21 protein-coding genes are annotated in these 21696 nt (G+C 66.0%); 11 read left to right on the forward strand and 10 right to left on the reverse strand.

From position 1 onward, the window contains the following. The 5 genes from Q0Q47_RS06355 to Q0Q47_RS06375 all read right to left on the reverse strand — a co-directional run bounded on the left by Q0Q47_RS06355 (position 1) and on the right by Q0Q47_RS06375 (position 5888). Positions 1–1098 (reverse strand): ABC transporter ATP-binding protein, encoded by a 1098-nt coding sequence (locus tag Q0Q47_RS06355; RefSeq protein ID WP_293856107.1) that lies wholly within the window; start codon positions 1096–1098, stop codon positions 1–3. A 42-nt stretch (positions 1099–1140) separates the two neighbouring features. Continuing rightward, positions 1141–2046, reverse strand: a complete 906-nt coding sequence (locus tag Q0Q47_RS06360) for a carbohydrate ABC transporter permease (RefSeq protein WP_293856110.1) — start codon at positions 2044–2046, stop codon at positions 1141–1143. After that, on the reverse strand, positions 2043–2987 hold the full coding sequence (locus Q0Q47_RS06365) for a carbohydrate ABC transporter permease (protein ID WP_293856555.1): 945 nt from the start codon (positions 2985–2987) through the stop codon (positions 2043–2045). The genes Q0Q47_RS06360 and Q0Q47_RS06365 overlap by 4 nt, the downstream gene beginning before the upstream one ends. Before the next feature lie 106 nt (positions 2988–3093). After that, a complete protein-coding gene (locus tag Q0Q47_RS06370) occupies positions 3094–4602 on the reverse strand; it encodes a sugar ABC transporter substrate-binding protein (protein ID WP_293856113.1) in 1509 nt (502 codons plus the stop codon). 89 nt (positions 4603–4691) lie between these two features. Continuing rightward, positions 4692–5888: a mandelate racemase/muconate lactonizing enzyme family protein gene (locus Q0Q47_RS06375; RefSeq protein ID WP_293856115.1), complete on the reverse strand. Its 1197-nt coding sequence runs from the start codon at positions 5886–5888 to the stop codon at positions 4692–4694. 189 nt (positions 5889–6077) lie between these two features. On the opposite strand from Q0Q47_RS06375, the gene Q0Q47_RS06380 reads away from it, so the two are divergent. Continuing rightward, a complete protein-coding gene (locus tag Q0Q47_RS06380; RefSeq protein ID WP_293856118.1) occupies positions 6078–6851 on the forward strand; it encodes a FadR/GntR family transcriptional regulator in 774 nt (257 codons plus the stop codon). Positions 6852–6996: 145 nt separating this feature from the next. Here Q0Q47_RS06380 and Q0Q47_RS06385 read toward each other — a convergent pair whose 3' ends face one another. Continuing rightward, a complete protein-coding gene (locus Q0Q47_RS06385; protein ID WP_293856121.1) occupies positions 6997–8178 on the reverse strand; it encodes a mandelate racemase/muconate lactonizing enzyme family protein in 1182 nt (393 codons plus the stop codon). Between the two features lie 337 nt (positions 8179–8515). Between Q0Q47_RS06385 and Q0Q47_RS06390 the strand changes: the two genes are divergently transcribed. The 10 genes from Q0Q47_RS06390 to Q0Q47_RS06435 all read left to right on the forward strand — a co-directional run bounded on the left by Q0Q47_RS06390 (position 8516) and on the right by Q0Q47_RS06435 (position 17923). After that, positions 8516–9592: an aromatic ring-hydroxylating dioxygenase subunit alpha gene (locus Q0Q47_RS06390; RefSeq protein ID WP_293856124.1), complete on the forward strand. Its 1077-nt coding sequence runs from the start codon at positions 8516–8518 to the stop codon at positions 9590–9592. Positions 9593–9596: 4 nt separating this feature from the next. Further along, entirely contained in the window at positions 9597–10571 is a 975-nt protein-coding gene (locus tag Q0Q47_RS06395; RefSeq protein WP_293856127.1) for a PDR/VanB family oxidoreductase, read from the forward strand. Next, complete coding sequence (locus tag Q0Q47_RS06400; RefSeq protein WP_293856130.1) at positions 10571–11335, forward strand: GntR family transcriptional regulator; 765 nt, start codon at positions 10571–10573, stop codon at positions 11333–11335. Before Q0Q47_RS06395 ends, Q0Q47_RS06400 begins: the two co-directional genes overlap by 1 nt. Before the next feature lie 87 nt (positions 11336–11422). Further along, positions 11423–12277: a branched-chain amino acid ABC transporter permease gene (locus tag Q0Q47_RS06405; RefSeq protein WP_293856133.1), complete on the forward strand. Its 855-nt coding sequence runs from the start codon at positions 11423–11425 to the stop codon at positions 12275–12277. A 7-nt stretch (positions 12278–12284) separates the two neighbouring features. Continuing rightward, a complete protein-coding gene (locus Q0Q47_RS06410; protein ID WP_293856136.1) occupies positions 12285–13325 on the forward strand; it encodes a branched-chain amino acid ABC transporter permease in 1041 nt (346 codons plus the stop codon). Position 13326: 1 nt separating this feature from the next. After that, the gene (locus Q0Q47_RS06415; protein ID WP_293856139.1) at positions 13327–14079 is read left to right on the forward strand and encodes an ABC transporter ATP-binding protein; all 753 of its coding nucleotides are present in this window, start codon (positions 13327–13329) and stop codon (positions 14077–14079) included. After that, a complete protein-coding gene (locus Q0Q47_RS06420) occupies positions 14072–14803 on the forward strand; it encodes an ABC transporter ATP-binding protein (protein ID WP_293856142.1) in 732 nt (243 codons plus the stop codon). The genes Q0Q47_RS06415 and Q0Q47_RS06420 overlap by 8 nt, the downstream gene beginning before the upstream one ends. A gap of 22 nt (positions 14804–14825) precedes the next feature. Beyond that, positions 14826–15926 (forward strand): 5-methyltetrahydropteroyltriglutamate--homocysteine S-methyltransferase, encoded by a 1101-nt coding sequence (locus Q0Q47_RS06425; RefSeq protein WP_293856145.1) that lies wholly within the window; start codon positions 14826–14828, stop codon positions 15924–15926. Positions 15927–16073: 147 nt separating this feature from the next. Further along, a complete protein-coding gene (locus tag Q0Q47_RS06430; RefSeq protein WP_293856148.1) occupies positions 16074–17303 on the forward strand; it encodes a DUF262 domain-containing protein in 1230 nt (409 codons plus the stop codon). 65 nt (positions 17304–17368) lie between these two features. Beyond that, positions 17369–17923: a HEPN domain-containing protein gene (locus tag Q0Q47_RS06435; protein WP_293856558.1), complete on the forward strand. Its 555-nt coding sequence runs from the start codon at positions 17369–17371 to the stop codon at positions 17921–17923. Between the two features lie 36 nt (positions 17924–17959). Here Q0Q47_RS06435 and Q0Q47_RS06440 read toward each other — a convergent pair whose 3' ends face one another. The 4 genes from Q0Q47_RS06440 to Q0Q47_RS06455 form a co-directional block, all read right to left on the reverse strand. Continuing rightward, the gene (locus tag Q0Q47_RS06440; protein WP_293856150.1) at positions 17960–19243 is read right to left on the reverse strand and encodes a cystathionine gamma-synthase family protein; all 1284 of its coding nucleotides are present in this window, start codon (positions 19241–19243) and stop codon (positions 17960–17962) included. A 179-nt stretch (positions 19244–19422) separates the two neighbouring features. Beyond that, positions 19423–20073 (reverse strand): RraA family protein, encoded by a 651-nt coding sequence (locus tag Q0Q47_RS06445; RefSeq protein WP_293856153.1) that lies wholly within the window; start codon positions 20071–20073, stop codon positions 19423–19425. 11 nt (positions 20074–20084) lie between these two features. After that, positions 20085–21296 (reverse strand): UxaA family hydrolase, encoded by a 1212-nt coding sequence (locus Q0Q47_RS06450; protein ID WP_293856156.1) that lies wholly within the window; start codon positions 21294–21296, stop codon positions 20085–20087. Continuing rightward, positions 21293–21619, reverse strand: a complete 327-nt coding sequence (locus Q0Q47_RS06455) for a UxaA family hydrolase (protein WP_293856159.1) — start codon at positions 21617–21619, stop codon at positions 21293–21295. The genes Q0Q47_RS06450 and Q0Q47_RS06455 overlap by 4 nt, the downstream gene beginning before the upstream one ends. Positions 21620–21696: the final 77 nt, after the last annotated feature.

Below are 21696 nucleotides of genomic sequence, written 5' to 3' on the forward strand. Positions count from 1 at the left end.
TCAGGCTGCGGGCAGGGCCCAGCCGGTCTCGCCGTCGAAGAGGTGGAGCTTGTCCTGGTCGAAGTGGATCTGGACGGGGTCGTTGGGGGAAAGCTTCACGTGCGGGGGCACGCTGACGACGATGGTGTCGTCGCCGAGCCGCACGTGGACGAAGGTGACGTCTCCGGTCGGCTCGACCGTGTAGACCACGCCGGGCACGCTGCCGACGCTGCCGTCCGTGGTCAGGCGGATGGTGCTGTGGCGGGCGCCGACGGTGACCTTGCGCGAGCCCGATCCCTGGGCCTTGCGGGCATTGGCGGGTGAAAGCGCGAACTTCCATCCGGCCTTGCCCTGCACCACGACCGTGCCGCCCTCGGTGGCGACCTCGGCAGGGATGAGGTTCATCGCCGGGCTGCCGACGAAGCCGGCCACGAAGGTGTTCACGGGCGTCTCGAACACCACCTCCGGGCTGTCGTACTGCTGCAGCAGGCCACCGTTCATCACCGCCATCTTGTCGGCCATGGTCACGGCCTCGAGCTGGTCGTGGGTGACGTAGATCACGGTGGCGTTGAGGTCGGTGTGGAAGCGCTTCAGCTCCGAGCGCATCTGCACGCGCAGCTTGGCGTCGAGGTTCGACAGCGGCTCGTCCATCAGGAAGACCTTCGGGTCGCGCACCAGCGCGCGGCCCAGCGCCACGCGCTGCTGCTGGCCACCGGAGAGCTCGCGCGGGCGGCGTTCGAGAAGGTGCCCGATGTCGAGGACGCGCGCAGCCTCCTGGATCTTGCGGTCGATGTCGGCCTTCGGCGTACCGCGCATCTGCAGCGGGAAGGCGAGGTTCTTGTAGACGGTCTTGTTGGGGTAGAGCGCGTAGTTCTGGAACACCATGGCGATGTCCCGGTCCTTCGGGTCGAGGTCGTTGACCTGCCGGTCGCCGATGTGGATCTCGCCCGAGGTGATCTCGATGAGCCCCGCCACGAGGTTCAGCGTGGTCGTCTTGCCGCAGCCCGACGGGCCGACCAGGGCGACGAACTCGCCGTCCTCCACGGTGAGCGAGACGTTGTCCACGGCCGTGTACTTGCCGTAGGTCTTCACCACGTCCCGCAACCTGACCTGTGCCATCCGATTTTCGTCCCTACGCTGAATGGTCCGCTGCCGAACGCGTCACGACTTGACCGCGCCCTCGGTGAGCGCCTTCACGAAATACTTCTGCAGGATCAGGAACATCACCACGACGGGGACGCTCATGATGAAGGAGGCCGCCATCAGGCCCGGCCAGTTCGTCGCGTATTCCGCGAAGAAGCGCTGGAGGCCGACCGGCAGCGTGAGGCGCGACTTGTCGTTGATGAAGGTGAGCGCGTAGACGTACTCGTTCCAGGCCATGATGAACGAGTAGATCGCGGTGGCGATGATCCCCGGCGAGGACAGCGGCATCACGATGTAGATGAACGCCTGGAAGCGCGTCGCCCCGTCGATGCGGGCCGCCTGCTCAAGCTGAACCGGGATGTTGTCGTAGAAGCCCTTGAGCAGCCAGATCGACAGCGGCAGGCCGAAGGTGAGGTAGGTCAGGATGAGGGAGAACTGGGTGTTCACCAGTCCCATCCAGCGCATCATGATGAAGAGCGGCATCAGGAAGACGACCGCCGGGAACATGTTGCGCAGCAGGACCGAGTAGAAGAGCAGGTTGCGCCCCGGGAAGCGGAAGCGCGAGAAGGCGTAGGCCGCGGGCACGGCGACGACGACGCCCAGCACCGTGGTGGCGAAGGACACCCAGATGCTGTTGAACATGTAGCGCAGGAAGTCGCGCCCCACCTCGCTCGTCGGCAGCAGCAGGCGGCGGTACTCGTCGAGCGTCGGGCTGCGCGGGAACCACTCCGGCGGATACTGGACGGCGGCGAACTGCGACTTGATGGAAGTGATGAACATCCACACCATCGGAAGCGCGGCGAAGATGATCAGCACCGTGAGGAACACGTTCCCCGCGATGCGCCACGGGTCGCGCTTGCGCTTGCGGACGCCTTCCGACACCCAGCCGCGGCCGGACGAGGGGCTGGGGGCTTCTCCGCTCATCCGTGGCTCCTGTCGTCGCCGCGGGTCAGGGCCCGCACATAGAAGTAGCCCATGCCCATCATGATGACGAACAGGATCACCGAATAGGCCGAGGCCAGGCCGAAGCGGATGCGGCCGAAGGCGATCTGGTAAATGTGCGTGATCCAGATCTCGGACGCGCCGGCCGGACCGCCGCCGGTCATGATGTAGGGGATCGTGAAGCTGTTGAGGTTGGTGACCAGCAGCAGCAGCACGGTGACGAGCGTCACGCCCTTCACGTGCGGCACGGTGACGTGCCAGAAGCGCTGCCAGGCGTTGGCGCCGTCCACCTGCGCGGCGCGCAGCAACTGCTCGGGCACGGTCTGCAGACCGGCCAGCATCATGATCATCGCGAAGGGGAATTCCTTCCACACGTTCACGGCGATCAGCGACGGCATCACGATGTCGACGTTGTCGAGGAAGTTGATCGGCCGCTCGGTGATGCCGAGCGCCACGCTGATCGCGCCGACCACGCCGAAGTCGGAGTGGAAGATCCACCGCCAGATATAGGCCGCGGCCACCGCGCTGATGACGTAGGGCACGAGCAGCGTGCCGCGCAGCAGGCCTCGTCCCCTGAACTCGTGGTTGAGGGCCAGCGCCGCCGCGAACCCGATGACGAAGGCCAGGAAGGTGGACCACAGCGTCCACACCCAGGTGTTCCAGGTCGCCTCGTGCACGCTCTCGGCCGTGATCACCCGCCAGTAGTTGTCGAGGCCGACATAGATCTTGTCCTCGAGGGCGAGGTTCGGCGGCGTGTTGAAGAACGACAGATAGACCGTGTAGTAGACCGGGTAGGCGATGACGAGCAGCATCACGCCGATCGACGGCAGCACGTACAGATAGTCGTGCCGGTGCTTCCAGATCCGCTGAAGGATGTTGAGCTTGCGGGGGCGCACGGCCCCGGCCGAAGCCGGTTTCCGGATCGTGGTCGTCGGGGTTGCGAGCGTCACGGCGGGCCTCCGGCGGGGCGGGAAGGCCGGCGGAGGCGATCCGCCGGCCCTGTTCTCGTGAAGCGAGGCTCGAACGGGCTCAGAGCTCGTTCATGAGTTCCTTGATCTGCTTCGCCGCGGTGTCCGCGGCCGCCGCCACCGTCATCTTCTGCGTCAGCACGTTCTGCAGCATGTTCGGGACGATGATGTTCATGATCTCGGTGGCCTGTGGCACCACCGGGAACGGGATGCCGTTCGGCAGCATCGAGGTCGTCACGTCCAGGAACTTGATCGTCTCCAGACGCTCCTTCATCCACTTGGTCTTGAAGCCGCGCAGGTTGCCCGGGTTCGAGCTCACCCATGCCATCTTGGTCGACCACTCGGGGCCCGTCGCGAAGGCGATGATCGCCTTGGCGGCGTTCACGTCGAGGCCGCCATCGACGAGGTCGGGGCGGAAGACGTGGGCATTCGAGCCGCCGAACACGACGGCGCGGCGCGCGGCGCCCTTCGGGATCAGGCCGTAGCGCATGTTGGCCACGACCTCGTCGGCGACCTTCTTGTCCTCGCCCGTCGCCTTCTTGGCGCGGTCGAGCATGACGGCGTATTCCGACGGGTGGGCGATCATCATGCCGAGGTTGCCGGCGATGAACGGATCCTGGTTCTCGTTCTGCGTGTTGGTCAGTGCCGAGGTCGGGACCGACTTGTCACGGACGTACATGTCGTAGGAGGCCTGGAGGGCCTTCTTCGACGCGTCGTTGTTGACGAAGATCGACTTGTAGGTCGGGTTCTCCTCGGCCTCGTCGAGCGCGCCGCCGCCGAAGGCCCAGAGCTGGGGCATGAAGCGGAAGGGCGTGTTGCCGGCGTTGACGCGGGCCACCATGCCGTAGCCGTTCTTGCCGGTCTTGTCCTTGATGGCCTTGGAGTAGGCGACGAGGTCGTCCCAGGTCGCGGGCGGGGATTCCGGATCGAGGCCGGCCGCCTTGAACAGCGCCGCGTTCCAGATGAGCGCCATGGTCTCGTTGTTGGTGGGCACGCCGTAGGTCTTGCCCTTCCAGGTCACGGACTTCATGGCGCCCGGCCAGAACTCGTCCTTCGAGTAGCCGACCGACTCGGGGCCGAACTCCATGAGCTGGCCCTTGGCGGCGAACTCGACGCCGGCCAGGATCGGCAGGCGCACGACCATCGGCGCGGCCTTGCCGATCGCCGAGGTGCGCAGCTTGTCGATCATCTCGTTGTAGTTGAGGTTCAGCGCAGTGACCTGGATGTTCGGGTACATCGCCTTGAAGGCGTCCCAGAACTGCTTGTCGAGGTCGTGCTCGATCTGCGGCGAGGCCTGCGTCGGGCCGAAATACCAGTAGGTCAGGCGGCCCTTGTAGTCCTTGGGCACGACCTTGTAGCACTCGGCCGCCGTGTCGTAGGTCTCGGTGCCGGCGATGCTCTTGATGTAGGCGGCGGTCCACTTGGCGGGATCGACGCCGGTCTTGCTGGCCTGCGCCAGCGCCGTGCTGGAAAGACCCGCGGCGGCGACGCCCGCGCCTGCGGTGTAGGCCATGAACTGGCGACGGCCGAGCGGCCGCGACAGGATTCCATCGTCCTTGGACTTGCTCATGACGTTCCTCCGGTCATTGTTTCGCTTCGAGGCGAATTCAGTGTCACGCGCAGCGGGGCGGCGGGCCCGGGGGACCGCCGCCGGTCTTCTCAGTCGAAGAAGGCCTTGTCCTCCTCGGACAGGTAGCGTTTGGCCCGCTCGGGGTTGATCTCCACGCCCATGCCGGGCGCGTCCCACACCTCGATCATGCCGTTCTTGACGAGCGGGTTGGGCAGCCCGTCGACGATGTCGAACCACCAGGCGGGATCGCCGGTCGGCAGCTCGAACGCGATGTAGTTGGACGGCATGGTGGCCGACACCTGCACCAGGGCGGCGAGGCCGAGCAGCCCGTTGCCGGTGCCGTGCGGGGCCATCAGGATGCCGTGCAGGTCGGCGTATTCGGCGATCCACTTGATCTCGGCGAGGCCGCCGACGTCGCACGGGTCGGGTCCCACCACGCGGACGGCCTGGCGCTCGATGAGGTCCTTGAAGTTCTGGCGCAGGTAGATCTGCTCGCCGGTGTGGATCGGCGTGGTGGTGGAGGCCGTGAGGTCGCGGTAGACGTCGGCGTTGACATACGGGACGTAGTCGCCCGTCAGCATGTCTTCCAGCCACATCAGGTTGTGCTTCTCGACCGCGCGGGCGAAGCGGATGGCGTCCTGCAGCACCCAGCCCGGGCCGCAGTCGAGCGCGAGCCCGATGTCGGGTCCGAGCGCCTCCTTCATGGCGGCCACGCAATCGAGCGTGTAGGCCATGCCGCGCTCGGTCATAAGGCCGCGGTCCAGCGCGCCGTGGAACGGGCTCGGCGAGACCTCGCCGTAGAAGTAGTTCGGGAACTCCCGCTTCATCGGGCTGTGGAAGGAGATGCCCTGCTTCACGATGGTGAAGCCCTCGGGCAACGCCGCCATGCGCTTCATCTCGGCCGCATAGTCTTCCGGCGTGTAGCCCTTCATGGGCACGCGCAGGGCGCCGTTGTAGACGCGCACCCGGTCGCGGACCTTGCCGCCGAGCAGCTTGTGGACGGGCAGGCCCGCCGCCTTGCCGGCGACGTCCCACAGCGCCATCTCGATGGCGGACACCGCGCTGCCGTAGGGCTTGAAGGCGCCGCGCTGGCGGATCTTGAGCATCACGCGCTCGACGAGCGTCGGATCCTCGCCGAGGAGCGCATCGCGGAACTGCAGGACGAAGGGCTTGAGGTACGGCTTGTACTGCTCGACCTCGCCGTAGCCGCTGATGCCCTCGTCCGTGACGATGCGCACGATCGGATTCTTGCCGATCACGGCGCACTTCACGTCCACGATCTTCATGGCCGTTTCTCCCGATGTGTATGCGGACCTTTTGCGGTCCTTGCCCAATCCGAGGGCACGTTTGACGTGCGTTCCTCAACACCGGGTGACGTAGGATTAGGTCTGATGTATGAGGGTGTCAACAACAGGCGCCGCATGTGTCCGCGGTGAACCTGACACGATCATCGGGCCTCGCCAGCGATGTCGCAATTGTCCCAGGGAGCCGTGCGCGAGATCGTGAGCCGGATCGGCTCCGACATCGCCGCCGGCCGGCTCGAGCAGGGCAGCATCCTCCCCAAGGAAGCCGACCTCGCCGCCCTCTACGGCGTCGGCCGCAGCACGCTGCGCGAGGCCGTGAAGGTGCTCTCGGCCAAGGGCATGATCCGCACCGTCCGCCGCTTCGGCTCGCAGGTCTGCCCGTCGGAGGACTGGAACTTCCTCGATCCGGACGTGCTGGGCTGGTTCACCGACGTGCCGGAGAACGTGCCGGGCCTGGTGCTGTCGATCATCGAGCTGCGCAGCAGCATCGAGCCGGTCGCCGCCGCGCTCGCGGCGCGCCGGGCCAAGCCCGAGGAGGCGGCCGAGATCCTGCGCAACGCCGAGGCCCTGATGGCGACCCTTCCGGGCACGCCGTTCGAGGTGGACGTCGCCTTCCATCTCGGCGTGCTGAAGGCCACCCACAACGTGCTCTTCCGCGGGCTCGCCAACTCGTACGAGATCCTGTTGCGGGCGCAGTTCAAGGCCTGCTGGCCGGTGCTGTGGGAGGACACGCGCTACCACCCGGACGAGAAGCACGTCCACCTCGCCCGGGCCATCATCGCCCGCGACGCCACCCGCGCCACCCGCATCGCCAACGACATGATGCGCGCCATGCGCCACAACACGATGATGATGGCGCGGAAACTCGGCGTGCAGACGGGGCCGATCCCGCGCGGGCCTGCGCCGGCGCGGCTGATGCTGGCGGTGGGCGGGAAGGCGGGATAACTCCCTCCGTTACCCTCCACCTCTATGCGTCATGGCCGGGCTTGGCCCGGCCACCCACGACTTGAGGGCGGCCCCGGCAAAGTCGTGGATGCCCGGGCCAGGCCCGGGCAGGACGGACCGAGGGGGTGCAGGACCGACAGGCCCTTCACCAGTTCGTATGCGAGCCGTCGTGGCGCGAGAGCATCGGCGGGTTCCAGTGCCGGAACGCGTCGCGCTTCAGGACCTCCTCGTTGATCTCGATGCCGATGCCCGGCGCGTGGGAGATCGGGAAGAAGGTGCCCTCCAGCTTCGGCGCGGTCAGGAAGATCTCCTTCTCGATCGGCGAAGCGGGGCGGAAGCGCGACTGGTTGTATTCGAGCCAGGCGAAGTTCGGCACCACGGCGGCGAAGTGGATCGAGGCCGCCGTGCAGACCGGGCCGAGCGGATTGTGGGGGAAGAGATCGACATAGTGCGTCTCGCACCAGCCCGCGACCTTCAGCGCCTCGGTGAAGCCGCCGATGTTGCAGACGTCGAGGCGCATGTACTGGGTCAGCCCACGCTCCACGAAGGGCTGCGCCTGCCACTTCGAGGAGAACTCCTCGCCGATGGCGAACGGCACGTCGACGCATTTGCGCAGCGTCTCGTAGGCCTCGGGGCTCTCGTCGCGGATCGGCTCCTCGAGGAAGTCGAGCGTGCCGCGGGGCATGCGCTGGCAGAAGGTGATGGTCTCGGCCACCGACATGCGGTGATGCAGGTCGACGCCGATGGTGACGCCGCGCCCCAGCGCCTCGCGCGCCGCGATCAGGCAGTCGGCGGTGGCGACGAGCGACTGGCGCGGTTCGAAGAGCGTCTCTCCCTCGTCGCGCATCAGCGGGTTGACGCGGCCGAAGCGCACCACGTCGAAGCCGTCGGCGACATAGGCCTTGGCCTGCTCGACGGCGGTCTTCGTGTCGATGGCGTTGGTTGTGGCGAGGCTGGGGATCTTGTCGCGCACCCGCCCGCCCATCAGCTCGTAGGCCGGCAGGCCTAGGGCCTTGCCCTTGAGATCGTAGAGGGCGATGTCGATGGCCGACTGCGCGGCCGTGAGCACGCGACCGCCCTCGAAATACTGGCTGCGGTAGAGCTTCTGCCAGATGTGGGCGATGCGGAACGGATCCTCGCCGATCAGGAGCTCGCGGTAGTGGTCGATGGCGCCGGCGACCGCCAGCTCGCGGCCGCTCAGGCCCGCCTCGCCCCAGCCGAAGGTGCCATCGTCGGCGGTGATCTTCACCAGCATCTGGTTGCGGTGGCCGATCCACACCGGGAAGGATTCCACGGCCCTGATCTTGAGGCCCGACTTCTCGCCCATCGTTTCCTCCGTGGCCGGTCTCGCGCCGGCACATGCATGCGCCGGCATGCTGGCACGGGTGCATGGGGAGAGCGCAAGGGGGAAATCGTCAGGGCGCCTCCTCTCCACCGTCATGGCCGGGCTTGTCCCGGCCACCCACGACTTCGGCCAGGCGCTGCAAAGTCGTGGGTCCCCGGGCCAAGCCCGGGGATGACGCCCGAGAGGGAGAATGAATACAGTGGTCGGCCCCGGGAGCCATTCTCTCCCCCCAAACACCAATCAAACTAAAAAATTCAGCAGTGTCGCTCTTGCCGGTGCGCCGCATCTGTATACATCCTGTCGCCAAAGGGAGGATGCCATGACCCAGCCGAAGCCGTTCCCGCTGAACGCCTGGTACGCCGCGGCGTGGTCCCACGAGATCGTGCATGAGCTCGCGGCCCGCACCATCTGCGGCAAGGACGTCGTGCTGTACCGCAAGTCCGACGGCGCGGTCGCCGCGCTCGACGACGCCTGCTGGCATCGCCTGCTGCCACTGTCCATGGGGCGCCTGCAGGGCGACCATGTGGTGTGCGGCTACCATGGGCTCGTCTTCAACGATGCCGGGCGCTGCACCTACATGCCGGCGCAGAAGACGATCAACCCATCCGCCTGCGTGAAGGCCTATCCCATCGCCGAGAAGCACCGCCTCGTCTGGATCTGGCCGGGCGATCCGGCGCTCGCCGATCCCGCGCTCATTCCGGATTTCCACTGGAACGACGGCACCGAGTGGGTGGGCGAGGGCGGCTGCTTCTACAAACTCAAGTGTGACTACCGCCTCGTGATCGACAACCTGATGGACCTGACGCACGAGACCTACGTGCATGCGGGCAGCATCGGCGACGAGGCCATCACCAGCGCGCCCTTCGAGGTGACGCACACCGACCGCACCGCCACCGTGACGCGCTGGATGATCGACATCGAGCCGCCGCCGTTCTGGAAGAAGCAGCTCGGCCGCGAGGGCCATGTCGACCGCTGGCAGATCATCTATTTCCAGGCGCCGTCCGTCGTGGTCGGCGACGTGGGCGTGGCGTTGACCGGCACGGGCGCGCCCCAGGGCGATCGCTCGCAGGGCGTCAACGGCGCGTTCCTGGCGGCCATCACGCCGGAGACCGAGACCTCCTGCCACTACTTCTGGAACTTCGTCCGCACGTTCCGCAAGGACGACCACGAGCTGACGGCCGCGATCACCAAGGCGCACGTCAACGACGGCCACGGCGTCTACGATCAGGACCACGCCGTGCTGGAAGCCCAGCAGGTCGCCATCGACCGCAACCCGCGCCTGCCGTTCTACAATCTCAACATCGATGCCGGGGCGCTGTGGGCGCGCCGGCTCATCGACGGCATGATCGAGCGGGAGTCCGGCGCGCCGGCCCCGGTCAGCCGGGCCGCGGAGTAGCGCCGTGGCCGCCAGGATCGAGTGGCGCCAGGCCACGCTGCGGGCGACGACGGATCTCGCGCCGGACATCCGGATGTTCGAGATCATGCCGGAAGGCGACTTCGTGGTGCCGGCACCCGGCAGCCACCTCAACGTCACCGTGCACATCGATGGCCGCGCCGACGCCCGCTCCTACTCGACGGTCGGCCCCTGCGACGACGGTGCCTGGCGCATCGCCGTAAAGCGCCTGCCGGAGAGCCGGGGCGGCTCGGCCTACATGTTCACGCTGAAGGCCGGCGCGCGCATGACCGTGTCGACGCCCGGCAACCACTTCCCGCTGGCGACCGGCCGACCGCAATACCTGCTGATCGCCGGGGGCATCGGCATCACTCCCATCTACTCCATGGTGCTGGCGCTCGCGAAGGCCGGCGCCGACTACCGCGTGCTCTACGCCGTGCGCCGCCCCGAGGACCTGGCGCTGGCCGACCGGCTCGCGGCCGTCGCCGGCGACCGGCTGCAGACCTTCGTCGACGGGCTCGGGCAGTCGATCGACATCGCGGCCGAGATCGACGCCCTCTCGCCGCAGGGGGAACTCTATCTCTGCGGCCCCATCGGGCTGATGGAGGCGGTGAAGCGGGCCTGGGCGGCGGCCGGCAGGCCGGTGGCGCAGCTGCGCTTCGAGACCTTCGGGGCCAGCGGGCGCTTCGCCACCGTGCCGTTCACCGTCGAGATCCCGCGGCTCGGCAAGACCATCGAGGTGCCGGCCAACCGCAGCCTCCTAGAGGCGCTGGAAGGCGCCGGCGTCGCCATGATCCACGACTGCCGGCGCGGCGAGTGCGGGCTCTGCGCGCTGCCCATCCTGGAGGCCGACGGCATCGTCGACCACCGCGACGTGTTCTTCAGCGACGAGGAGAAGGCCGACAACGCCAAGCTCTGCACCTGCGTGTCGCGGCTCGCGGGCGGTACGCTCACCCTCGACACCGCGGATAGGGCAGCCTGATGTCGATTGCCGAACTCCGCCGCGGCGACAAGACGATGTCGCAGACGCTCAAGGCGCAGCTCGCCCTGCGCGAGCTCGTGCTCAGCGGAGCGCTGGCGCCGGGCGAACGCGTCTCCGAGCTGCAGATGGTCGACCGGCTCGGCGTTTCGAGGACGCCGCTGCGCACGGCCCTGGTGCGGCTCGAGGAGGAGGGTTTGCTCGAGGCCATTCCATCGGGCGGCTTCGCCGTACGGGACTTCAGCGAGCGCGAGGTCTACGAGGCGATCGAGATCCGGGGAACGCTCGAAGGGCTCGCGGCGCGGCTGGCCGCCGAGCGTGGCGTGAGCCGGAGCGGGCTGGAGCGCGCCACCCATTGCCTTGATGCGATCGACAGGGTCCTGGACGGAGATGGCGAGGCCATCGACCTGTCCAGCTATGTCTCGCTCAACGCCCTGTTCCACGACATCATCGTCGATCTCGCAGGCAACGAAGCCCTCGCGCGACAGATCACCCGCAGCAACGCACTCCCCTTCGCGTCGCCCAGCGCCTTTCTCGAGGCTCAGGGTCGTTCTCGCGGGTCCCGCCTGATCCTGATCGTGGCACAGGATCAGCATCGTTGCGCCCTGGCCGCGATCGAACGGCGGGAAGGAGCGCGAGCCGAGGCGATCATGCGCGAGCACGCCCGTCTGGCTCATCGCAACCTGGAGCGTGCGCTGGCCGATCCCGACGTGATGGAGCTGGTGCCCGGCTCCTCCCTGATCCGGAGGCGCTTTGGCACCGGCTGAAATTGTGGGTATGAGAGCCGCGGGAGGATCGGAGACGGCCGAAGGCCACACTCCGGCGTCCCATCTTCACTCGGGCTGGAGGGGCCTGTGCTGACCATTCTCTTCGACGGCATCGCCTACGGCATGCTCCTGTTCGTGCTGGCCTGCGGGCTGGCCGTCACGCTGGGGCTGATGAACTTCGTCAACCTCGCCCATGGCGCCTTCGCCATGGCGGGCGGCTACGTGATGGCCGTGATGGTCAACCGGCTGGGCGTGCCGTTCCTGCTGACGCTGCCGTTCGCCTTTGCGGTGCCGGCCCTGATCGGCCTGGTCCTCGAACGCACGCTCTACCAGCGGCTCTACACCCGCAATCACCTCGACCAGGTGCTGTTCTCCATCGGCCTCGTGTTCATGGCGGTCGCCTCGGTCGACTACGTCATGGGCTCGCAGGAGCAGCTCGTGCAGCTGCCGTCCTGGCTGAAGGGCCGCACCGAGGTGCTCGGCATCCAGGTCGGTATCTACCGCAGCTTCATCATCGCGGTGTGCAGCGTCCTGGTGATCGTGCTGCAGCTCATCCTCACCCGCACGCGCTTCGGCAGCCGGCTGCGGGCCGCGGTGGACGATCCGCGCGTGGCGCGCGGGCTCGGCATCAACGTCAGCCTGATCTTCGCCACCACCTTCGCCTTCGGCTCCGGCCTGGCGGGCCTCGGCGGAGCGCTCGGCGCCGAGATCCTCGGTCTCGACCCGACCTTCCCGCTGAAGTTCATGATCTACTTCCTGATCGTGGTGACGGTCGGCGGCACGACGAGCATCACCGGCCCCTTCGTCGCCTCTCTGCTGCTCGGCGTCGCCGACGTGGCGGGCAAGTACTACGTGCCGAGCGCCGGCGCCTTCGTGATCTACACGCTGATGATCGTCATCCTGGTCCTGCGCCCGCAGGGCCTTTTCGCCCGTCCCCGGTGACCCTCCGATGGCAAGCCCCCCGCACGCCCTCTCGTCCGCGCAGGTCTCCGCCGCTCTCGGGCGGGCCGCGCGCTGGAACATCCCCGAGATCCTGTTCTGGCTTGTCGCCGTCGGCGCCTATTTCGCCCTGCCGACACGCCACCTGATCCTCAACGAGATCGCCATCCTGGGCCTCTTCGCCGTCTCGCTCGACCTGATCCTGGGCTATGCCGGCATCGTGTCGCTCGGCCATGCCGCCTTCTTCGGGCTCGGCGCCTACACCGCGGGCCTTCTGGCCAAGCACGGCTTCGGCGACCCGCTCCTGGGTCTCGCCGCGGCGGCCGCGATGGCGGCCGCGCTCGGGCTGGTGACCAGCTTCCTCGTGCTGCGCGGGGCCGACCTCACCAAGCTCATGGTGACCCTGGGCGTGGCCCTGGTGCTGGGCGAGGTCGCCAACCAGATGTCGTGGCTGACGGGCGGTGCCGACGGCCTGCAGGGCGTCAACATGAAGCCGGTGCTCGGCCTCTTCGAGTTCGACATCTTCGGCTCCGTCGCCTACGCCTACAGCCTGGCGGTGACCTTCGTGCTGGTGGTCGTGGCGCGGCGCATCGTGTCGTCGCCCTTCGGCCTGTCCCTGCGCTCCATCCGCGACAACCCGCTGAGGGCCCGGGCCATCGGCATTCCGGTCAACAGGCGGCTCGTGGCGGTCTACACGCTGTCGGCGGCCTATGCGGGCATCGCCGGGGCGCTGCTCGCCCAGACGACCCAGTTCGTCTCGCTGGAGGTGCTGGCCTTCCACCGCTCGGCCGACGTGCTCCTGGTGCTCACCATCGGCGGGGTCGGCTACCTCTACGGTGGGCTCATCGGGGCGGTGGTCTTCAAGGTGCTGCAGGATTTCCTGTCCGCCATCACGCCCCAGTACTGGCAGTTCTGGATCGGCGTGATCCTGGTGGTGATGGTGCTCGCCGGGCGCGAGCGCATGACCGAGAAGGCGCGCGATCTCGTCCGCAGGGTGACCGGCCGGGGCCGGCCGACCTCCGGCGCCGCGCCGGCGGCGGGAGGGCACTGACATGGCGGCCGTCCTCGAGACCACCAGCCTCGTGCGCCGCTTCGGCGGCCTCGTCGCCACCGACAACGTCACCTTCTCGCTGGAGAAGGGGGCGCGCCATGCCCTGATCGGCCCCAACGGCGCCGGCAAGACGACCTTCATCAACCTGCTGACGGGCGTGCTGCAGCCCACGTCCGGGCGCATCGTGCTCGAAGGCCAGGACATCACCGGGCTCAAGCCGGAGGACCGCGTGCGGCGCGGGCTCGCCCGCACCTTCCAGATCAACCAGCTATTCGGCGGCATGACGCCGATGGAGACGTTGGCGCTGGCCGTCTCCGAGCGCAACGGAGGCGGACGGGACTGGTGGCGGCCGCTCGGCCGCGCCAGCGGCATGGCCGAGGAGATCGGCGAACTCGCCACGCGCTTCCGCCTCACCGACGTGCTGGAGGAGAAGACCGTCAACCTCGCCTACGGCAAGCAGCGCCTGCTCGAGCTCGCGGTGGCCTTCGCCTGCAAGCCGCGCGTGCTGCTCCTCGACGAGCCCGCGGCGGGCGTGCCCGAGGCCGAGCGCCAGGAACTGCTGGATACCGTCGCCTCCCTGCCGCGCGACGTCTCGGTTCTGCTCATCGAGCACGACATGGACCTTGTGTTCAGCTTCGCCGACCGCATCTCGGTGCTCGTCAACGGCGCCCTCTTCACGGAGGGCACGGTGCAGGAGGTCTCGACCGATCCGAAGGTCCGCGCCGTCTATCTCGGGGAGAGCGTCGATGACTGACCTTCTCACGCTGTACCGGGTCTCGGCCGGCTATGGCGAGGCCGTCGTCATCAACGGCATCGACCTGCGGCTCGAGCAGGGCAAGTCGCTCGCCGTGCTGGGGCGCAACGGCACCGGCAAGACGACGCTGATCAACACGATCATCGGCGTGACGCGCCACCGCGGCGGCACCGTGTCGCTCGCGGGCAAGGACATCACGTCGCTGCGGCCCGACCTCAGGGCCTCGGGCGGGATCGGCTGGGTGCCGCAGGAGCGCAACATCTTCAAGTCGCTGACGGTCGAGGAGAACCTCACGGCGGTCTCGCGCCCGGGGGCCTGGACGGTGGAGCGCGTCTACGGCCTGTTCCCGCGGCTCAAGGAGCGGCGGGCCAACATGGGCAACCAGCTCTCCGGCGGCGAGCAGCAGATGCTGGCGGTGGCCCGGGCACTGGTGCTCAATCCGCGCCTCATGCTCCTCGACGAGCCGACCGAGGGCCTTGCCCCGATCATCATCGAGGAACTGCTGGCCGCCCTGAAGCGCATCATCCGCAACGAGGGGCTGTCGGCCATCATCGTCGAGCAGCACGCGCAGAAGATCCTCGGCGTCACCGACGACGCCATCATCCTCGACCGCGGCAGCATCGTGCACGCCGCCACGAGCCGCTCGCTGATCGAGGATCCGACCCCGCTCGAGCAGCATCTCGGCGTCGCCGACCGCAAGAAGTCCGGCCGGTCCGCCCACTGAACCTGGAAAGGGAGAAAACCCCATGAACCGCTCCACCCCTCCGTTCCGCGCCGACATGGTCGGCAGCCTGCTGCGCACCGCTCCGCTCAAGGACGCGCGCGAAAAGTTCAAGGCCGGCGAGATCGACGCCGCCGCGCTGAAGGCGGTGGAGGACGCGGAAATCGTCAAGATCATCCGCAAGCAGGAGGAGATCGGCCTCAACGGCATCACCGACGGCGAGTTCCGTCGCGCCTACTGGCACTTCGACTTCCTCGAGCAGCTCGACGGCGTCACCTCGATCGACGGTGACAGCGGCATGAACTTCAAGGGCGGCGTCGGCGTGCCGAAGGCCCTGCGCATCACGGGCAAGGTCGGCTATTCCGGCCACCCGATGGTCGACCACTTCCGCTTCGTGAAGGCCAACACCTCGCGCACCGCCAAGATGACGATCCCGGGCCCGAGCATGCTGCACTACCGCGGCGGGCGGAAGATGATGAACGTCGGCGTCTACCCGGACATGGACGGCTTCTACAGCGACGTCGGCAACGCCTACGCCAAGGCCGTGGCCGACTTCTACGCCGCCGGCTGCCGCTACCTGCAGCTCGACGACATCTCCTTCGCCTATCTGTGCGATCCCGAGCAGCGCCAGATGCTGAAGGACCGCGGCGACGATCCGGAGAAGCAGCCCGACATCTACGCCGGCATGGTGCGCACGGCGCTGGCGAACAAGCCCGCCGACCTCGCCATCACCATGCACCTGTGCCGCGGCAACTTCCGCTCCACGTTCATCGCGTCGGGCGGCTACGAGCCGGTGGCCGAGGTGCTGTTCAACGCCATGCCGGTCGACGGCTATTTCATGGAGTGGGACACCGACCGTGCCGGCGGCTTCGAGCCCCTGCGCTTCCTGCCCAAGGGCAAGCACGTGGTGCTGGGCCTCGTCACCTCCAAGACCGGCACGCTGGAAAAGAAGGACGACATCCGCCGGCGCATCGACGAGGCGACCAAGTACGTCTCCCTCGACCAGCTCTGCCTCTCCCCCCAGTGCGGCTTCGCCTCCACCCAGGAGGGCAACACGCTGGCCGAGGAAGAGCAGTGGGCCAAGCTGCGGATGATCGTGGAACTGGCCGAGGAAGTGTGGGGCTGAGGGGTGGAATATCGGCGCACCAGTGTCCAGCCGCCGCCCGCATTCCAACCCTCTTCCGCCGCTGCACGACAAAAGATAAGTTAGCATGAGCTTTGACCGACCGCGCAGCATTCAAACTGGAGGCTGCCGGTCGGTGGCCTGAAAAACATGCGGCATGAACTTCTTCGAAGGCACCCAATGATAAGTCGAAGCAAGTCTATCGCTCCCGGTTATATTACACCGGAAGATTTTCAGGAAGATGAGAACGATTTTCACATCTCCCTGGGCGCTCTGCCGATTCTTTATAGTACTGACTGGACCTCTGGTACTGCTGTCGATCAGATCTCCCGAAATGTTATTGATTTGGATCCTCGATTTCAGAGGAGAGATGCGTGGTCACCTGCTGACAAAAGTAAATTCATTGAGAGTCTTGCTCTTCATATCCCAATTCCGCAGATAATTCTGGCAGAGCATCCGCATCAGAAGAGGCGCTATATCGTTATTGATGGCAAGCAAAGGCTCCTAACGCTTGTACAGTTTCTCTCTGACTCCAGTTCCGGGGCCTCTTACAAGCGGCTTCGACTTGTAGGCCTTAAAGAGAGAGAAGATTTGAATGGAAAATACTTTTCGGACATTCGCAATACGGACGACGGCGCGGCTATCGAGAACGCCGTCATTCGGACCGTTATAATCAATGGCGTGCGGGATGAAGACTTCCTGTATGAGGTGTTTTTGAGGTTAAATACGCTTGGAAAGAGCCTGTCACCTCAGGAATTGAGGCAGGCGCTAGCGCCAGGACAGTTTACAAATTTTTTAGACGATAGGGCTGTCGAAAGTGATGCTATCAGGCACGCGTTGAATCTCCGTGGCCCAGATCGACGGATGCGCGACAACGAGCTTTTGCTAAGATTTTTTGCATTTAAATTGCACCTTGACGAGTACGATGGGAACTTTAAAAGATTTCTTGACAATGCGACAAAGCTTGGCAATCAGCATTGGTCTTCTGACAAAATCATATACTTCGATGCCGCAGACAATCTTGATCGAGCGATCGAGCTGACGTTCAAGTTGTTTGGGCGGCGTGCGTTTCAGTCGTTTGAGCGCTCAAAATATACGGGGCGGTTTAATCGTGCTGTCTTTGACATTATGGCGTATTTTTTTTCCGAACCCGAGATTGGGTTAGCGGCTAGCCAGAATCCAAGTGGTGTTGTTGCAGCATTTGAGAATCTTTGTCAGAGCGATGCAGAGTTCAGATCGTTCCTCTCCGTGAATACGAAGGAGGCCTACAATGTATATATCAGATTCTCGAAGTGGCGATCTGCATTAGCGGCCGCTTTAGCTATGGATATTCCGGCAATTGGGTTTAACAGTAAGTCAGGGCGTATTGTGATTGATTAAGGTCCACTATGCCCAATACCCAAGAATACACAGCTCTAACTGTCGAGATTGGCAATTTGGGCACGATGCTGCCGAAATATGACCAGTACGGGAAGTACACGGTTCTTTCCGTTAGAAAGATGATCGGGTATAGGCTACTGTGCCATGCAGCTTTGGAAACTTATTTTGAGACTATAAGTAAAAAGATAATCGATGGTAGTTACTCTAGATATAAATCTTCTGGTCATATCAACGAATATCTGTTTTCTACGTGTATGCGATTTTCGAGATTAGGCGGGATGAAAGATAATGAATTTTTGCAAAAGCAAAAGGGGAAAATTGAAATGATCGTAAAGGAAGCCGTGGATTGGCAGTCCAACAACGTAAACAAAAATAATGGTATAAAGAAAGAAAACATAGAAGATTTATTTATATGCTATGGTTCATCGATTGTGTTTGTTTATGCTCCAGCAATTCAGAGGCTGGATTCTTATGGATCCATAAGGGGCTTGTATGCACATGTGTCTCCAGCGCAAACACAGATACCCGATCCTAAGGACGAAAAGAAACAGATTTCAGACATTCTTCTTGATTTAAAGACCCCTGATATCTCTATCGGAAAAATAATTTCCGGAATCTAGACGTCAGAATGATTGTTGGCTTCCATAAACTACACTTCACACCCCCTCGAACGCCTGCGCGAGGTCCGACACCAGGTCCTCCACGTTCTCGATCCCGATCGAGATCCTGATCAGCGCGTCGGTGAGCCCGATCTCCTCGCGTAGCGCCCGCGGCACGCCGGAGTGCGTCATCGCCGCCGGGTGGGAGACCAGCGTCTCCGTGCCGCCGAGGCTCACCGCGAGCTTCATCACCTGCAACCCGTCCAGCAGCGCGAAGGCCTCCTTCTCGCCGCCTTTCACGTCGAAGGCGAAGGTCGATCCCGGCTCCGTGCACTGGCGGTCGAAGACGGGCTTGCGGGGGTCGTCGGCGGCGAGCGCGCCGAGATAGTGCACCTTCGCCACCTTGGGGTGCCTGGCCAGCCAGTCGGCGACGATGCGGGCGTTGTCGTTGGCGCGGCTCATGCGGATGTCGAGCGTCTCCAGCGAGCGCATCAGCATCCAGCAGGAGTTCGGGTCGAGCTGCGTACCGAGCGCCGAGCGCCAGCCTTTGACCTGCCGCACCAGGGCGTCGGAGCCCGAGATCGATCCGCCGACGAGGTCGCTGTGGCCGCCCACATACTTGGTGAGGGAGAGCAGCGTCAGGTCGGCGCCGTGCAGCAGCGGCTTCTGGAATTTGGGGCCGAGCAGGGTGTTGTCCACCACCACTGGCGGGCGGTGACCCTGTCTGGCGGCGAGCTCGTCGGCAATCGCCTTGCAGGCTGCGAGGTCGACGAGGCCGTTGGTGGGGTTGGCGGGCGTCTCCACCAGGATCATGGCCACGCGGCCCTTGGCGGCGGCCCCGTGGGCGGTCTTGCGCATGGCGGCGGGGTCGAGGCCGTCGGTGAAGCCGAAGGCGGTGACGCCGAGCTGCGCCATCTGGTTGGTGAGCAGTGTCTCGGTGCCGCCATAGAGCGGACGCGAATGGATGACGGTGTCGCCCGGGCGCAGGAAGGCGAAGCAGGTGGTGGCGATCGCGGCCATGCCGCTGGCGAAGACGGCGCAGCGCTCCGCCTCGTCCCAGATGGCGAGCCGGTCCTCCAGGATCTCCATGTTGGGGTGGTTGAAGCGCGAATAGACGAGCCCCGCCTTCTCCCCCGGCCTCAGCTGGCGGCGGCCGGCGGTGAGGTCGAAGAACTCCTTGCCCTGCTGCGCATTGGCGAAGACGAAGGTCGAGGTGAGGAACACCGGCGGCTTCAGCGAGCCTTCCGACATGGCCGGCGAATAGCCGTAGCCCATCATCAGCGTCTCGGGGTGCAGGCGCCGGTTGGCGATGCGGTCCTTGTGGTAGCTGTCGTCGGCCATGGTCGTGGCTCCGGTGGCGATGCGGGAACAACAGTCTAGGACGATCCGGGTTCGAACGGTGGAGCCCGGAGGATGGTCCACGCCGTCATGGCTGCCCGTGTCGAGCCCGGCCGGCCGGGAGGTCGGCGCAAGGCGTGACCGCAGGTGTGGCTGCCCCGTTCGGCGGGCCGGAACCTGTCTCAGAACTTCCCGAAGCGCTTGTAGGCTTCCTGGGGGTCGACACCGGCGAGGATCGCGGTGCGGACCTTGTTCTCCGTGGCGATGGCGGTCTCGGCGGCCGTCACGATCTCCTCGGCACGCCCTGCCGGCACGCGCACCATGCCGTCGCGGTCGCCCAGCAGGTAGTCGCCCGGCGCGATCACCACGTCGCCGATCTTGATGTCGATCTCGATGGCGCGGGGCAGCCAGTGGCCGACGATGTCGCGCGGGGTGTGGCCGCGCGACCAGGTGTTGAACTCCATGGCGAGCAGGAAATTCGTGTCGCGCACGAAGCCGTCGGCAACGCAGCCGAGCACGCCCTTGTTCTTCAGCGTCTCGGCCGAGAGCTCGCCCATGTGGGCGACGACCCGGTCGTTGGGCTGCGACACCCAGATGTGGCCGGGCTTCGCCTTGGAGAGGAGCCCCGTCCAGGCCAACAGCGTCTCGTGCGCCTCGGCGCCGGGATCGACCTTTCCGTCGATGGTGAAGGCCGGCCCCGCCAGCACCCGGTCGGGGAAGTTCGAGCTGAGTTCGGGAGGCAGCGTGAAGTCGCGCAGGCCCATGGCGCGCATGACGTCGTGCACGACGCCGGTGTAGCAGGCGGCAAGGCGCGGGGTGATCGGGTCGGTCATCGCGAAGGTCCTCAGGCGGCGGGCAGGCAGGCCGGGCCGATCGGCTCGAAGCTCTTGTAGACGAGGGCGAATTCCTGGTGGCCGAGCTCCTCGGAGCGCGTGCGGGCGCCGCGGCCGAGCGACACCACGAGGTCGCGGATCTCGCGCCCGACCTCGTCGAGCCCGGCGCTGCCCTCCAGGATGCGGCCGGCGTCGACGTCCATGTCGTCGCTCATGCGCCGATAGGTCTCCGGGTTGGCGCAGATCTTCACGACCGGCGAGATCGCCGAGCCGACGACGGAGCCCCGCCCGGTGACGAACAGCACGACGTGGCTGCCGCAGGCGATGAGTTCAGCGATCTCCGCGGTGTCGTTGATGTTGGGGAAGCCGAAGCGCACCTCGCCGTCGGGCACGACGTCGAGCAGGTAGAGGCCGCCGCGCGGCGGGCGGTCGGCCGGCTTCAGGAGCCCGCTGATCGGCGAGGCGCCGGACTTGGCGTAGGCGCCCATCGACTTCTCCTCGATGGTGGAGAGCCCGCCGTCGGCGTTGCCGGCCGCGAAGGAACCGTAGCCGAGCGTCGCGTAGTAGCGCGCCGCCTTGGCCACGCTCTCCTCCAGCACCGCGCCGAGCTCGGGCGTGATGGCCCGCGCCGCCATGATGTGCTCGCAGCCGATGAGCTCGCCCGTCTCCTCGAAGATGCAGGCCGCCCCGTCCCTCACGAGCAGGTCGAAGGCCCGGCCGGCCGCGGGGTTGCCGGTGATGCCGGACGTCCCGTCGGAACCGCCGCACACCGTGCCGACCACGAGTTCGTCCACGCCCATCGGCACCCGCGGCGCCGCCTCCAGGGCGAGCAGCTGCGCGTCGATCCAGGCGCGGCCCTGGGCGATCGACGTGCGCGTCCCGCCGGTCGCCTGGATGACGATCGTCTCCACGGGCCGTCCGCTCTCGCGGACCGCATGGGCGAGCCCGTATTTGTCGAAGCTCTCGCAGCCCAGCGACAGCAGCAGCACGGCGCCCACATTCGGGTGCGTGCACAGCGCCTGCATCATGCGCTGCGCGTAACCGTTGGGGTAGCAGCCGGGGAAGCCGATGAGGTGCACGTCGCGGTCGCGGTAGGGCCAGGCGATCTCGCGCGCGACGTGATGGGCGCACTCGACGAGGTAGGCGACGACGAGCGTGTTGCGGATGCCCTTGCGGCCGTCCTGGCGCAGGATGCCCTGCATGGGAGCGGGGGACGCGGTCATGCGTGGTCTCCGTGACGGGCGCGGGCCTCGTCCAGCGTGTGGGTGCGCGTGTAGGCGCTTTCCATGTTGTGCACGTGCACGTGCTCGCCGACCCCGATGGCGCTGGTCGCCCGCCCGATCGGCGCGCCGTATTTCAGGATCGTCTCGCCGACGCCGATGGCCCGCACGGCGAGCTTGTGGCCGAGGCCGATGTCGGCGGTGGGCGTGACGGTCGCGCCCGGCACGGCGACGGCCGTTCCGGCTTCGATGCGGCGGCGCACCACCGCGACGTTGTCGCGCGGATCGAGCACGAGGAGGCGGGGATCGAGCGTGTCCTGCGGCATGGCCAGGTCTTCAAGCTTGTGCAAGTGCTTCGGGCTTGCGGATGCGCGGGCAGACTAGCACGCCGCGTTGCCGCCCG

The sequence above is a fragment of the uncultured Alsobacter sp. genome (assembly GCF_945952055.1).
Taxonomy (GTDB): Bacteria; Pseudomonadota; Alphaproteobacteria; order Rhizobiales; family Beijerinckiaceae; genus Alsobacter.